Raw genomic sequence first — 15446 nt, forward strand, 5'->3', positions numbered from 1 at the left:
CTGGGGTTTTGGGAGGAGAAAAAGCGACAGTTGCGGAGTGGTGGGGGTGGAGTGGGAATGGAGGACAGGGGGTTTGAGTTTTGCGGATAGCTTACAGGTTGGGGATTTAGGGCTTGGAGAAGTTGCCGGGCTGTTTGATAGCGATCGCCCGCAAGTGGTGATAACATTTTATCTATAATTTGTCCTAATGCTGGACTTAGTGTAACTTCCCGTCGCCATTGCCAACTCAGATTATAAGTATCAATTAATTCCTGGGGTTGTTTACCTGTCAGTAAAACTAACATAGTGACAGCTAAAGCATATAAGTCGCTGTGGGTAGACACCACACCAGTTTGCATTTGTTCTGGAGGTGCAAATCCTATTTTCCCTAACAAAGTTCCACTGGGAGGAGATGTGATTGCTCCTGTTTGATAATATTGAGAAGCGACAGTTGCGGCTACTTGTTTAACACCACCAAAATCAATTAAAACAGGTGATTGATCCTCACTGCGAAGCATTAAATTATCAGGAGAAATATCACGATGAATCACACCAACGGAGTGAATATATTCTAAAACTGGTAAAATTTGCTGTAATAGCTGACGCACTTCTGTTTCTGTAAATTTTAATCCCTGTTGTTGACGAATATTTAATAAAGAATTATAAGTTTCTCCATCTACATGATCTTGAACTAGAAACAGACTTTCTTTTCCTTGTAAATTTAGGCGTAATAGTTCCCGAAATCGCGGAATTTGAGGATGTTGTAATTTATAAAGAACGCTTGCTTCTCTTTGAAAAAGTTCTTCTGCTTTTTGAACAACGTAGGGAGTTTGAACTTGGGGAGAAAATTCTTTGAGAACACAAGCTTCTCGAAAACGGTTAATATCTTCAGCTAAATAAGTTCGTCCAAATCCACCTTGGCCAATTTGACGAATAATAACATAGCGATCGCCTAAAGTTTGTCCCGGTTGAATCCCCGAAATTACAGGATTCTCAACAATCTTTTCCCCACACTGAAGACAGAATTTACTATTATGCGGATTTTGATGCCCTTGAGAACAATAAAGATTAGTCATTAGTCATTAATCAGTTGTTAGTTATCAATTGTCAATTATCAATTGTCAATTATTTATTCCCTACTTTATCAGATGCGATTTACTATTAGGCGGATTTTGATGCCCTTGAGAACAATAAAGATTAGTCATTGATTCAATTATCAATTGTCAATTATCAATTGTCAATTATTTATTCCCTACTTTATCAGATGCGATCGCATACCAAATTTGGAGAAAAGTTTGTTGATTTAGTTTCCCACGTTCTTGACCAGGAAACAACGGTTCAAATTTCCGATATGTGTCTGTACGTAAATCCTGAAAAGATTCATATTTACCCAATCTTCCAGCTTTAGCAAGTTGATCCCACCGTCGGGAATCTTGTTGACTATAACTACCTATTTTCCTTCTAGCCGTTTCACTTAAATTAGCCTTTTCTATATTATTTAATAACTGATCTGCTGTATTATGCCATTGTTCCCGTAAAGCCGCATCTTCCGCTTTTTCAGTTAATTTCCGTCTATTTAACTCTGGTTGTTCAGCATAGAAAATTTCATTAACTGTATTAGTAAAAACTAGCGTAGAAATTTCTAGCTGTTGTACACGACTAAAAACTTGTTGAATACTACGTTTACCATTATTCCCACCCAGAGGATTATTCAGAGAAGGAATTTTCGGAATTTCGCCAATAGGTAAATTAATTCCTTTTATACCAGCTACCGCGAAATTTCCCAAGGCCAATACACCCGCAACCGTTAAAGCCACCCCCGTAGTCATAATAAAGCTCACAGCCAAAGGCCGCAACCATATCGGCATAGGAATCTGTTGCACAAATAATGTAGTCTTATTGTGGACACCACCACCAAGGTTGCGGGCGTGTTTTATCCCTGGCGCTACTACTTGCGTTTTCAACTTAGTAATATAAGGATGAGGGCTATGATTAGGACTTTGCATAGTCTGTGGTATTGACGAAGTAGATGGTGAAGGTAAATCTTTAATAACTTGTTCGGCTTTTTGATAGCGATCGCTCGGTCTATATGCCAACATCTTTTTTAAGACAGTCTCTAATTTCGGACTAACTTTAATTTCCTTACCCCAAAACCAAACGCCGTTATAGCTATCATAAAGCAAATGTGGTTCTTTCCCTGTAATCAAGACTAAAGCTGTTACTGCCAAAGAGTATAAATCACTACTTTTATATACTTGCCCCTGAATTAACTGTTCCTCTGGTGCATATCCCTTTTTACCTAATAAAGTCCCATTTACAGCCAATTGCGTCCGCCAAAAACCCTGAGAAGCAGGTAATTGTTTTACACCACCAAAATCAATCAATACGGGTAAATTATCACTTTGGCGTAAAATCAAATTATCCGGCGAAATATCGCGGTGAACTATATCTAGAGAATGAATATAAGTCAAAACTGGGAGAATATTGTGCAGTAAATTAATTACCTCTTCTTCACTAAAAGACTTTCCCTGACTCTGACGCTGTTCAAATAATTGGTAATAATTATCACCTTCAATATAATCTTGCACCAAAAAGAAAAAATCTTTAGTGCCTATTTTGGCTTGAAAAGAAGAGTGAAAATGCGGAATTTGGGAATGTTGGATTTTTTTGAGGACACTTGCTTCTCGTTCAAACAATTCCTTAGCTTTTTGTAAATCCTGCGGTTTGACAACTTGGGGCGCAAATTCCTTTAAAACACAGGTTTTCCGAGATTGTTGCCTATCAATCGCTAAATAACTCCGTCCAAAACCACCTTGCCCAAGTATCCGCGCAATTTCATAACGATTATCAATAACTTGCCCCAAAGTCAAAGGTAGTGCTTCACCGCAATGAGTACAAAAACGATGACTACCATTATTTATATGTTGTTGACTGCAATATACTTGCATGATGCTGGGAGATAAAATAGGGCTAATCAAGTTATACAATAACAGCAAAACTATTTACGCAAATTTTTATCAACTGATATACAAACTTTACTTAACCCAACTTAAAACCTGTTTTAAAGATTCTAAATTTAACGGTTTAGTTAAATAATCATCCATTCCTGCATCTAAACAAATTTGCTTATCACCCTCCATTTCATTTGCAGTCATAGCAATAATTCGGGGTTTTTGCTGATTAGAAAAATGTTGACAAATCCAACGAGTAGCTTCTAAACCATCCATTTCCGGCATTTGCACATCCATCAGAATTACATCATAACTTTGACTTTGTACTGCGGCAATTACCTCTAAACCATTAGTAGCAACCTCAGCTTTATAGCCTAGTTTTTTCAAATTCATTAAAGCAACTTTTTGGTTAATGATATTATCTTCAGCTAAAAGGATAGTTAGAAGACGATTCTCTGGCACAGAAGAAGATTCAAAATCCATATTATTAAGTGGGTATTCTGCTAAAAATAGGAATTACCGATTACACAAATTGAAGATATAATAATTAATGTCAAAAGCTGCACTTGTCACATATTTTTATCTTAACTCATTTTGTCGTCATATATAATATCATGAAACCGCAATCACAAACTCAAAAGCAATTCAAGAACTCATAGAGTTTGTATCCATACCTCTAGAACAGCAACTTCAACAGTATCCCGATGATCAAATAGCATTAACAATTCTTAATCTATTTCAGAATGTAGCCACTAATGTACCCGCATATAAAAAATTTCTAGCAGCAGCAGGAATTCAACCTGATACTATTCAAACTTTAGAGGATTTCCAGAACTTACCAAAAATTAATAAAGAAAATTATATATCTCGTTATTTTCTACATGAATTGTGTTATTATGGAAAAATAGGAGGCTGTGATATGATCGCAGCTTCCTCTGGCTCAACAGGTAAACCCACATTTTGGCCACGTTTTTTCACCGACGAACTACAAATAGCCACCCGGTTTGAGCAAATTTTTCATGATAGTTTTCATGCAGATAATAAAACAACCTTAGCAGTAGTTTGTTTTAGTTTGGGAACTTGGGTAGGAGGAATTTTCACTACTAATTGTTGTCGTCATTTAGCCGTTAAAGGTTATCCGATTACCGTCATTACACCAGGCAACAATAAAGCCGAAATTTTGCGAATTGTGCAAGAATTAGGCAGTAATTTTGAGCAAGTTGTTTTATTAGGATATCCACCATTTCTCAAAGATGTCATTGATACAGGTATTGCCAATGGTATGCAGTGGGGACAATATCAAATTAAGTTAGTTATGGCAGGAGAAGTATTTAGTGAAGAATGGCGAAATTTAGTAGCCCAAAGAATAGGTTCTCAAAATCCCTGTCATGATTTTGCTTCTATGTATGGAACAGCAGACGCGGGAGTTTTAGGAAATGAAACACCTTTAAGTATTTGTATTCGTCGGTTTTTAGCCGCAACACCTGAAGCAGCTAAAGCATTATTTGGAGAGTCGCGTTTACCTACTTTAGTCCAATATGATCCTTGCAGTCGTTTCTTTGAAGTTGAAGAGGGAAATTTACTATTTTCAGGAAATAATGGTATTCCTTTAATTAGATATAATATTTTGGATAATGGTGGATTAATTACTTACGAAGAAATGCTAAAATTTTTAGCAAATTGGGATTTTGATCCCCTAAAAGAATTAGGAAATTATCGCGGAATTCATCAATTACCTTTTGTCTATGTTTTTGGACGTTCTAACTTTACAGTTTCCTATTTTGGCGCAAATATTTATCCAGAAAATGTGACGGTAGGATTAGAACAACCTATTATTAGAGAATGGGTAACGGGTAAATTTGTTTTACAGGTAAAAGAGGATATAGACAAAAACCGTTTTTTATCTGTGGTAGTAGAGTTAGCCCCAGGAATAGAAGTGCAAGAAGAGAAAAGATTATCTATCACTGCTGCTATTCTTACTCAATTGTTGCGTCTGAATAGTGAATTTGCTAATTATGTTCCACCACAATATCAAACCCCTCTAGTAGAATTAAAATCTACTGGTGATGTTGAATATTTTCCTGTGGGTGTGAAACACAGATATACCATTAAATAAGTCAGTTGTCAGGAGGTAGGGGCGCAGGGCCTGCGCCCATTCAGGAATAGGGAGAAAGGAGAAAGAAGCAGAAGAAGAGAAGTTTCTGGCGATTATAAATCACTACTACATAAACAAGGTGATAAAATTCCATTTTTCATCCTGTACATCCTTCAATCCTGAACATTATCTCGACTATGGCTACGCCACGCAGGCGATCGCTCGATAACCACCCGTTAAGGAAAATTTCTCTAACTACCAACTTACGTTAATTTTTCTTCCTTCTTCCTTCTTCTGACTCGTGACTCGTGACTCGTGACTCGTGACTCGTGACTGGGCGCAGGCCCTGCGCCCCTACTTCTAGCCCTATTTACAAAACTTGCCAACCACTACCTTCATAACCATAGTCGAAGATATCTGGATGTAGGATTTCTGCTAAGATTTCCACAGAATCAACTAATCGCGGTCCAGGACGGTTAAAATAGGCACTACCATTGGTAATAAAGACTCTGCCGGTTTGGACAGCATGAAGTTTTTCCCATTGTGGATGTTGAGTTAATAATTTAGCTTCTTGCTGAGTTCTTTGCAAATCGAAACCACAGGGCATAAAAATAATCACATCAGGATTATTTGCTACTAGTGATTCCCATTGTATATAAGAAGGCGGCCTATCTACAAGACTAAATAATATTTGTCCTCCGGCTAAATTAATTAATTCGGGAATCCAGTTAGCGGCTGTCATTAAAGGTTCAGTCCATCCAATACAAAGGACTTTGGGTGTTTCTGCTACGGATAGTCCTTGAACTTTGCTTTGACAAATTTTGACACGGGCTTCTAAATTATCCAGCACTTTGAGTGAGTCTACATTAAAGGTGTGACTGACTCGTTCAATATCAGCCCAAACGTCTTCTAGTGTGTTCGGTTGTAAGGAAATAATCCGGGGTGAAGAGTTAATGAGTTTGCTAACAGCCTGTTCCACTTCAGGTAAACTAACTGCACAAATATCACATTGGTCTTGGGTGATTATATGTGTAGGCTGTAATTTCTCTAAAACATCAACTTTGATTTCATAGACACTCAAGGCTGATTGTAAGAGGTCATTAATTTGATCATGAATACCGCTACTGGAAGCGTAGGCATTAAAGCGAGGTTTTGTGCAAACAGGACGGTCTTGTATTTCTGGAGGATAGTCACATTCGTGCGATCGCCCGACAATAGCATCAGCTAAACCTAGACTAGCAACTATTTCCGTCGCACTAGGAACTAAAGAGACAATTTTTATATTGTTATTCATGATAGTTTCACCCCCTAATTCCGGATAGGAGTTGAGAATTTAAGAATTCAGAATTGAAAATATTTTTAAGTTTTGTTAACATACATTCTTATTCTTATTCCTATTCTTATTCTTACATAATTTATCAAGAAGAATCTCTTTCTCTAGCTGTATATTCTCTATAGTCATCTGATTTAATTCGTGTATCCCTGAATGCAAGCGTAGCCAGCATCACTAGTAGAGAGAGGGAAGGAGAAACACCAAGAAATCGCTTGATTTTATCAAAATTCCCAACAATGCAAATTCATATTGCTACTTGCAACTACAACCGCTGCGGCAAAATGATCGGCTGGTGTTAATTCTCTTAAACTCCAATTTCCTGATACAAGTAATTGACTTGGTTGATTAGCTGTCAAAGATATTTCAATGTCTTCCAACTGTACTATTCCATCTCCTGTAGCTTTTAAATATGCTTCTTTGCAAGTCCAATAACGGAAAAATGTTTGTTGTTTTTCCTCTGGAGAAATTAGTCGCAGATGTTCATATTCTCTAGGTGAAAAGAACCTTTTAGCGAGACTTTCTAAATCAGACATAGTGCGAAAATATTCTAAATCTACACCAATTTGATGTTGATAACTTACTCCACACAAAGCTAAATCTTGAGAGTGAGATAAATTAAATAATAATCCTTGATCAGCAAATTTAGCCGCTAATATAGGTTTACCACGGGGCTGATATTCAAATTCTACTTGTTTGGGTTCAATTCCTAAATACTGCCCTAAGATGGCGCGGAGAGTGCCACGTCCAGCAATAAATCTCTGACTATGTTCAGGAAAATAAAACCTTTCGGCACGAGCAATTTCATCACTGGATAAGGTTTCCCGCAAAGATTCTAATTGTGATTCTGATTGATGGAGATTAATCCGCCAGATATGCACATCATCTAATGACAAATTTAAGTTTTTGGGTGCAGGTAGCCAGTTATAATCAAACACGATCCCATTGCTTTTAATTAAAATCTATAATAACTCAAGTTGTTAGTTATTTATGTTCAGAGATTTTGTAGTCTGCAAGGTGTGTCAGACACGATAATTTTGGCTCTTCAGCACTTGTTATGCCAAATATAAATTTATTTACCCCAAAATCCTTATAAATAAAGGACTTTATGGTTTTTGATGCTAAACTTATGTTAAATCAACCGATGGATCAACCTACAGTCCTTATATGGTAAAGATTTTACAATTCGATGGGCTAATTTAGCATAGTAAGTCCCGAAGAGCCATAAGTCTACTGTTAATGGCTCTATTACAGTCCGCAATTCATCAATTGCATCGATTGCATTCATAGCCAAGTGAATATCGTTTCGATGTTCTTTCTGAGGTAAAAATCTCAGTGATATCTCATATCCTGGAAAATCATTCATAAAAGCGTCACTCATAGCTACCTCATCCGTTGTGCTGTCCAATTTCCATTGTGCATTAATATCTTCAATTTCTCCCAAACCCTCAATTCGATGTGTGAGATTTAAAGTATTTGCAGCCAATTGTTCTATTCGGTCTTTAATGATCCTTTCTAGCTTTTCAATCTCAAATTTGGCTTCCCATGCCTTTGTCCCAACTTGCGGTTCTCCAAGCCCTGCTATCAATTAAGACAACTGTCATTTATGTTTATATCTGAAAAACGCTTGGAACATGAGTTAAGTCCCATCCCTGATTAGCGATTCTTGATAATGCCTGCCTTAAAGCTGTATTTTCAGCAGTACCTGGGGTTGACCATAGTGACCAGTGAATATACATATTTATTTTTAAAGTTCCTTCTTCACTAATTACCTTTAAGTGAAATGAGGGTTCCGTCTTGAATTCATCTATAGGACTATAAACCCAGAGTCCTTCATTTCGCCGTTTTAAGGGAAATATAAACTCTCCTCGGTTGGTATCCAGCATGAATGATTGACGACTTCTAAAATTGTTTTCATCAAAAATTTTCGCTCGTACTGCCCATATTTCAATTAGATACCACCCTGGTTCATGAGTTGCCGAACAAGAAGAACATTCTTGTTGTAAAGCTTTCTCTATCCAAACCATCAAGCTATCTCTAGAAAGTTCTGGAACTTGAGATATTTGGGGATCTATAAAACCTGGTCTTACTACCACGGTTTTTGGTAGAGAAGACGTATGGATAAACCAATGTGGAAATTGAGGTCTAACATCTGTATTTCGCCATTGTAGGCTTATGTCACGACATCCAATCACTAAGTCTGCTGATAGCGGCTGGATCACAGTCCGTAATTCATCAAGTGCATCCATTGCATCCGCAGCCCATTGCAGGTCTCTGTTATGTTCTTTCGGAGGTAAGAATTTTAGCGATATCTCACTTCCTGGAAATTCATGCATAAAAGCGTCGCTCATGACTACCTCGTACGTTTTACTGTCCAAGTCCCATTTATTTTTTCTACTATTGCTATTACTGTTCCATCTTTTTTATCAAGAATATTTATGCGGTCAATATCTTTAGAATAAGGCCTTGTAGGTATATATTTTACTAAATCTTTGAACAAATCTCCTTCGGATTCAAATGCTCCCTTTACTATTCGTGCGCTACCAACTGCCTCGGTTATGGTATATCTTCCATTCAAGGCAAAGTGTTTTTCTCTACCGTTACTTTGAGTAGCAATATATCCAGGTTTGGGCAGTTCAACTCCAATAGTGGCTTCTAAAGTTCCTTGCTTTTTGACAGAAATTTTATCTACTGCATGTGTGATTCCATCTGTAAAATCATCTATATTTTCAACAGTATTTTTAACAGTTGTGACATCAATGTTGCGGATAACTTCACCTGTTTTCTTTTCTACAGTTATATCAAAAGATGGTGGTGTTTTCCCATATTTATCTGGTACCGCTCGCGCATCTCCACCAATATTTATTACGTCTTGCTTTACCTCTGAAGCTAGTCTTTTTGCTTCTTTTAGCTCACCTAGTACATTTAATAAGTCATCACCTTTTTTCTTTTTTTCAATGATAAATTTTACCCAATCATCAAAATTAATCACCTTGCCATTTTTTTCAAGTGTAATAATATCCTGAACCAGGTTTAAGGCATCCTTACCGCCAACTTCAACAATTTTCTGAAAACCCCAACCTTTGAGGCGTTTGATTAGTTGATAAATTGTCTGTGTACCAAACTCTGTTGTCAAATCTCTCAGGACATTTGCATCTAGATTTCGGATTAATTTGAGTTCATCTTGAGAGATTTCAATTGCATCTCCAACCTGCTTGCTCGTTGTTGTCATTCCACCTGTTTCATTAATACGAATCCAACGGCCTTCCTTCTGAGCAGCGACATAGCCGACACCAGGAGTTTCATCCATTGTTTCCAGAGTCCGCTCGAACTTCCTCAACTGTGCATTAATATCTTCAATTTCTCCCAAACCCTCAATTCGATGTGTGAGATTTAAAGTATTTGCAGCCAGTTGTTCTATTCGGTCTTTAATGATCCTTTCTAGCTTTTCAATCTCAAATTTGGCTTCCCATGCCATTGTCCCAACTTGCGGTTCTCCAAGCCCTGCTATCAACCGAGTTAGACGTTCCCGTAGTGTTCGCATCTTTCCACTGGAACCAACATAGCGCTGCATCAGTCTGACCGTTGGTACATGTTGGCGGATCTGGTTCTCTACAACCTTTGGGCCGACTTGGATATAAAACTCGCTGACTAATCCATCAGTTTTGATGTAATGCACTTTCACCGTGTTAGCAGCTAGACTGGCATCTATTTGAATGGGAACGGTATCTTTTAAATCGCTGGGCAATAGGTCTTTAAATCCACTTAATTCACTAACTCTTGCTGGTGGTAGTTCTACTCGCTCAAATAGTGAATAAGCTTGTGTAAAGACTGTTTCTCCCTCTTCGTCACCCAAGCGCTGTTTTAATTTCAGCTTCAATTGCTCTAGTTCTTGAGGAAGTTGTGTTTTCTTGATTTTCCCTGTCCGCACCGACTGTATGGCTTGCTTAAACTCGGCGATTTCGTTGGGATTGAGTCCACTCAGCACCTTGGCATCATGCATTTTTACTATGCGTCTGGCTTTGCTGGTGGTTTCGAGGAGTGTTGTTCCGCCTTTGACTGCTAATCCTAAATCTAAACCTGCCAGAATGACATTTGCCCAACCCATGATGTAGTTGAAACGGGCTGCTTCTGGGTCATCAACTAAGGGTTTACCGCCTAATTCACCTGCTTGTGCAGCACCATATAAATCATCGGCTCGTTCCAATTCATAACCAGCAGTTCCCAAGCCAACACCAGTACCTAAAAGTCCTAAAATTGTGGAGCTTGTCCCTTGAGTAAAAAACGCCGCAATTCCCAGTCCTAAAGTTGCGAGAAATCCTCCAAGATTAACCCAACCTTCTTTTGTTTCCTCATTTTTTAATAATGTTAGTACAGCCTTGCTCTTGGGGTCTTGGGCATCTTTGCTGATACCCATCTGTTGTAGGGTTTCTGCAACTATAGGTTCGAGTTTGTCGAAAGGTATATCATCTTCATGTACTCCTGTATATACCTTGTCCAGTGCTAACAATACTTCATCAACTTTCTTGCTAATTTTCGCTACCAGAACAGCATCAGAAGTAGCGTCTGAACTTTTATCTACATCTGGAGCAGCTAAAGCTGGATAAATAGTCCGCAGAGTGGCACGGACTTGTGTTATCTCCTTGATTTTTTGATCTAAAGACTTTATGTTCTCTTGTAGCAGTCTCATTATCCTACTGCTATCAGGTGGTTCGGCTTGATCTGGCTTAGGTTTTAAATTTTCAATCTGGTTGTAATTGTCATTTCTTTGATTTTGAGACTTTATTTGAAAATCGGCCAATTGTTGGTCTTTTTTAATGACCTCACGTAGATATTTTAAATTCTGGGGTGATTTACTATTATCGGCACTATATTGAGCTTTGGCTTCAATTAGGCGCTGACGATTTTCATCTAAAATTTTCAGTGCTTTGGCTTTGAGTAATCCCTTGAAGAGGGCAACATAACCCTGTTCATTAATTTCAACATTTCTGCCTTCTGCTAAATCTTGAAGAATTGGGAAGCCTCTTCTACTTGCTCTGGGGCTACATTTTCTGGCTTTGGTTTTTTTGAGGGATCGCTCTCAAATAGTCGCGTCTGGAAGGGATTGGGGACTGGTGCAGAGGTGTGATTTTGGCTAGTTTTTGAGGAGTTAGATGTTTCACGACTCTGCATTTTTACACCTAGAATTCAATGAGTATATAGTGTTTTTATTTTGGCATTTTTAGGACATTTGCTACAGAAACTTGGGCAATTTTTTGGTTACGTCTTGCTTCTATCCACTCTAAAACGCGATTCCAAGCCCACCATTGATCAGGATCTTGATATTGATTTTGACATTTTTTGCTACTCACGTAACCAACATGGCCACCGTAGCGTGTGAGTAATAAATCTATGACAGGATTTTTGTGAGCAGCAGTTTCTAAATCAGGAATAATAGCTGGATCAAACAATGGATCATCAGCAGCGTATAAAATTAAGGTTGGTTTAGATAGCTTCGGTAACAATTCTAAACCACTGCTGGCTTGATAATAATCGGCGACGGTGGCGAAACCCAAGCGTTCAATAACGAGTTCTTCGTCAAATCCCCAAATGCTATTAGCCCTGGCAATCGCTTCGGGATTAAGGGATTCAGGATAAGCAGCATGAATTTTCCAGGCGAGTTTTTTTAATTCCTTCGCAATGCGAGATTCGATATATTTGCCGAAAGGATGTGTTACTAAATAGGTGAGCGATCGCAGTGAATCCAAACTCGGACAAATCACCGCCCCACCAGCAATATCAATATCTTTGGGTGCTAAATCTGCTGCGGCTTTCACTCCCCAAAGTGCCAATTGTCCCCCTAAAGAATAACCTGTAAACCAAAATTGTGGCGGACAACCCATTTTGGCGGCTGCTGCGGCTATTTTGACAAAATCTTCCCCTTCATATAAACCGTCGGAAGTTAATGTTGGTGATAATTCTGCGGTTTTACCATGGGACCGCCAATCAAATAACACCACTGCATAGCCTTGGGCGTAAGCTTTACATCCTAAAATTCGCAAAAACCATTGCTGATCTAATTCTCCGGTAATGCCATAAGTGCCAACAATGGTGCTATGAGCATTTGCAGGGATAGCGACCTTCCCAAAAATTGGCACACCTTGACCACCTGTGAAGATGACTTCGTGATATTTTGGTTCTAGGTGAGTAATTTTGCTCTCCCAACCACGATTAGCCCATAAGGCTGTATAAGCCGTCATGGTCACGCCATTTTGCAAGAAATAGGGCGGTAAATACTCGTATTTATACATAATTATAGTATAACGAACTTCACAATCATTTAATTTTAATATTTATATTAGATTTAAAATATTTTTTATAATTGAGGTGGTAATCTTTGTATATATCAAAGGTTCTATTTATCCCTAAATAAAGTAGTCATAATTTTTTAAGAATGCCGAGGATTCTTGTCATAGACGACGACCCAGCGATTTCAGAACTTGTTGCCGTCAACTTGGAAATGGCGGGCTATGATGTTAGTCAAGCCGAAGACGGCATCAAAGGTCAGGCACTGGCTCTCCAGCTACAACCCGACTTAATCATGCTCGATCTTATGTTACCTAGAGTAGATGGGTTTACAGTTTGCCAACGCCTTCGTCGGGATGAACGCACTGCCGAGATTCCCGTGTTGATGTTGACTGCTTTAAGCCAAACTCAGGATAAGGTAGAAGGGTTTAATGCTGGTGCAGATGACTACCTTACCAAACCATTTGAGGTAGAAGAATTGTTGGCACGAGTGCGGGCTTTGCTGCGACGCACTGACCGGATACCCCAAGCTGCAAAACATAGTGAAATTCTCAACTATGGACCGCTTACCCTCGTTCCCGAAAGGTTTGAGGCGATATGGTTCAAAGCAACGGTGAAACTGACTCATTTGGAATTTGAGTTACTGCACTGTCTACTACAACGTCATGGACAAACTGTTTCCCCTAGCGAAATCCTCAGAGAAGTTTGGGGTTATGATCCAGATGATGATATTGAGACTATTCGGGTACATATTCGCCACTTGAGGACTAAACTCGAACCCGATCCTCGTCATCCACGCTACATTAAAACTGTTTATGGTGCGGGATATTGTCTAGAGTTACCTAGTGTACCTCCTGGTATTGAGGGAAGTATCGCTACAGTAGTTGAGTAAACTAACGCTACATAGTTTTTTGATCTAATAAATTGGCACTCTATTCTGAAGTAATTCAGAGAGTGCCAATTTATGTTTTTTACAGAGGAATATCAGTACAAGATTGCTGCCAAGTTAGCTTTTTTTCAACAGTTTGTTTTTCACCAGGAGGAACAGTACGCTCATCCATAAAATAAATATCCAGATTCTCTAATTTTTCATTACCTTGATGTTGACTATTCCAAGCGTAACAGAGATATTTTCCATAGAAAGGATAAAGCTTTTTACCGATCGCTCGATTAAGATTAATAAAGTAAGTACGCCATTGCATATTACGATAAATAGAACTTCTGACACCCAGACTAGGTTTATCCCAATTCACAGGATTTCCACTGCGGAAAATATCTACCTCAGTTCCATCTTGAAGCCGGCCTGGGATAATATGCCACCCATCATCTTGAGGTGGTCCAGGTGCAAAAATACTCCATGATTGATCAAGTCTTGTGACTCGGCCAAGAACTTCAGTGTTTTTCCAGATTTTGCGTTTGAATAAATCAGGAGCGTAACTTTGAATATTCCAAATAAAAGCGTAAATTAACAACATCACAGCCAGAATATTCAAAAAGCGAGAATTACGAACTTCTAGAGGACGAAATTTCAAAGGTTTGGTGAAATTACCAGCTAATTTACGATTAATGGCGATCGCTTCATAAAACCTTGTTCCCCCTGCCATTACTGGTTTCCAATTTAGCAAAGGTACTAAAAATCTAAATATCGGCGACAAACTCACCACATAAACAATACCTTTAAACTTAAAATATCGGTTTCGTTGATAATCTTCAATTACCCAAGAATTATGAGTTTGCATATCAGCATAAATATCAGGGTATTCTTGCGCCATTAATAAAGGTGTTCCCGGCAAAATTAACAGCGTTCGTAATATATGCACTACCTTTTTGCAGAAACCACAATCAGCATCAAAGTAAATTGTTAATCCTTGACGGGCTGGAGTTTGTAGGCGTTTTTCCAAACCATTCCAAAACTCACTAGGGAGAAAAGCCAACCAACTAAAAGAACTCAAAAATGGGAAAATCCCGATATTTAAAGTTAATCCAAATCCTACATGAAGTCCGATAAAAGTCAGAACTGCACCCAAGCGAAATAAACTATTCCGAACAGGAACGAATATTGCTAATGGACCTATCCATTCCAGCACCAAAGTAATTTTAGTGAAGATGTTTAAAACTGGCTGAAAATTTAGGAGAAAATAACCAAAATAAGTTACATATTGGTCATAACTCAGAGCATAATAAACCGCAGTTCCATCAGTCCAAGTCGGGCTTTTTGTTTTGATAGCGGCTGAGAATATATAAATAAAACACTGCTGACACATCAACGCCAAAGTAGCACCGGAAAACACTTTTTCTGGTAACTGACGTTGGGAAGTATTCAAAGCCCTATCAAGTGAATAACAAGCGCCCCAAGGTAGAAACATTGCCCAAAATATGAGAGCGCGTAAAACATCATCTGCGGCAAAAATCAAAGCTGGATTGCGATTGTGCATGGATATTAATAATATCCAAGATGCAATAGTAGCAATTCTAGTCCGATAACCTACTAACATCAAAACCGCAAAAAAAGCGGCAATGATAAATAATAAAATCTGAAAAATCGGTTCACCGCTGATAGTATGTAAAGACCAATGTCCCGTTTTAGTGATTTCTTGGAGTAAGGTACGGGGAAGTACACCGATATCTGTATAGTGAGGGGTGAGATCACTAAACCGAGTCAATAAGTCTGTGAGAATGATTAAGGAAATACCGATGCGAAAGGCTGCAAGCGATCGCAAATCTAGTCCTAAAACTGTTTCTAATTTTTTTTCCAGGATGTTTTTTGTTGAGTAATCATAATTTTTTATTTAATGAACCACGAAGG

13 protein-coding genes are annotated in these 15446 nt (G+C 38.4%); 2 read left to right on the top strand and 11 right to left on the bottom strand.

Features of this window, described 5'->3' with window-relative positions:
• From FJR38_RS27990 to FJR38_RS00940, 3 genes are all read right to left on the bottom strand, one after another.
• Window positions 1-1055, bottom strand: a 1055-nt coding sequence (locus FJR38_RS27990; protein WP_254449305.1) for a serine/threonine-protein kinase, incomplete at its 3' end; no start/stop codon positions are given.
• 165 nt (window positions 1056-1220) lie between these two features.
• Window positions 1221-2927: a serine/threonine-protein kinase gene (locus FJR38_RS00935; protein ID WP_168534896.1), complete on the bottom strand. Its 1707-nt coding sequence runs from the start codon at window positions 2925-2927 to the stop codon at window positions 1221-1223.
• 87 nt (window positions 2928-3014) lie between these two features.
• Entirely contained in the window at window positions 3015-3413 is a 399-nt protein-coding gene (locus FJR38_RS00940) for a response regulator (RefSeq protein ID WP_168534898.1), read from the bottom strand.
• Window positions 3414-3600: 187 nt separating this feature from the next.
• Between FJR38_RS00940 and FJR38_RS00945 the strand changes: the two genes are divergently transcribed.
• Window positions 3601-5046: a phenylacetate--CoA ligase family protein gene (locus FJR38_RS00945; RefSeq protein WP_371418134.1), complete on the top strand. Its 1446-nt coding sequence runs from the start codon at window positions 3601-3603 to the stop codon at window positions 5044-5046.
• A 349-nt stretch (window positions 5047-5395) separates the two neighbouring features.
• Here the strand turns inward: FJR38_RS00945 and FJR38_RS00950 are convergent, their stop codons facing one another.
• From FJR38_RS00950 to FJR38_RS00980, 7 genes are all read right to left on the bottom strand, one after another.
• Window positions 5396-6319: a cobalamin-binding protein gene (locus FJR38_RS00950; protein ID WP_168493465.1), complete on the bottom strand. Its 924-nt coding sequence runs from the start codon at window positions 6317-6319 to the stop codon at window positions 5396-5398.
• Between the two features lie 260 nt (window positions 6320-6579).
• Window positions 6580-7293, bottom strand: coding sequence for a 4'-phosphopantetheinyl transferase HetI (gene hetI, locus FJR38_RS00955; RefSeq protein WP_168534900.1), 714 nt, complete (start codon window positions 7291-7293; stop codon window positions 6580-6582).
• Window positions 7294-7487: 194 nt separating this feature from the next.
• A complete protein-coding gene (locus FJR38_RS00960) occupies window positions 7488-7943 on the bottom strand; it encodes a hypothetical protein (protein ID WP_168534902.1) in 456 nt (151 codons plus the stop codon).
• Window positions 7944-7965: 22 nt separating this feature from the next.
• Window positions 7966-8706: a hypothetical protein gene (locus FJR38_RS00965; RefSeq protein WP_168534904.1), complete on the bottom strand. Its 741-nt coding sequence runs from the start codon at window positions 8704-8706 to the stop codon at window positions 7966-7968.
• 2 nt (window positions 8707-8708) lie between these two features.
• Window positions 8709-11156 carry a hypothetical protein gene (locus FJR38_RS00970; RefSeq protein ID WP_168534906.1) on the bottom strand — a complete coding sequence of 816 codons (2448 nt, stop codon included), beginning with the start codon at window positions 11154-11156 and terminating at the stop codon, window positions 8709-8711.
• Window positions 11157-11353: 197 nt separating this feature from the next.
• On the bottom strand, window positions 11354-11527 hold the full coding sequence (locus FJR38_RS00975; protein ID WP_168534908.1) for a hypothetical protein: 174 nt from the start codon (window positions 11525-11527) through the stop codon (window positions 11354-11356).
• A 35-nt stretch (window positions 11528-11562) separates the two neighbouring features.
• On the bottom strand, window positions 11563-12645 hold the full coding sequence (locus FJR38_RS00980) for a YheT family hydrolase (protein WP_168534910.1): 1083 nt from the start codon (window positions 12643-12645) through the stop codon (window positions 11563-11565).
• A gap of 143 nt (window positions 12646-12788) precedes the next feature.
• Here FJR38_RS00980 and FJR38_RS00985 point away from each other — a divergent pair, with 143 nt between their 5' ends.
• Window positions 12789-13532 carry a response regulator transcription factor gene (locus tag FJR38_RS00985; protein WP_168534912.1) on the top strand — a complete coding sequence of 248 codons (744 nt, stop codon included), beginning with the start codon at window positions 12789-12791 and terminating at the stop codon, window positions 13530-13532.
• A gap of 79 nt (window positions 13533-13611) precedes the next feature.
• On the opposite strand, the gene FJR38_RS00990 is transcribed toward FJR38_RS00985, so the two are convergent.
• Window positions 13612-15360 carry an HTTM domain-containing protein gene (locus FJR38_RS00990; RefSeq protein ID WP_254449306.1) on the bottom strand — a complete coding sequence of 583 codons (1749 nt, stop codon included), beginning with the start codon at window positions 15358-15360 and terminating at the stop codon, window positions 13612-13614.
• Window positions 15361-15446: the final 86 nt, after the last annotated feature.

The sequence above is a fragment of the Anabaena sp. UHCC 0253 genome, from assembly GCF_009712085.1.
GTDB lineage: Bacteria > Cyanobacteriota > Cyanobacteriia > Cyanobacteriales > Nostocaceae > Dolichospermum.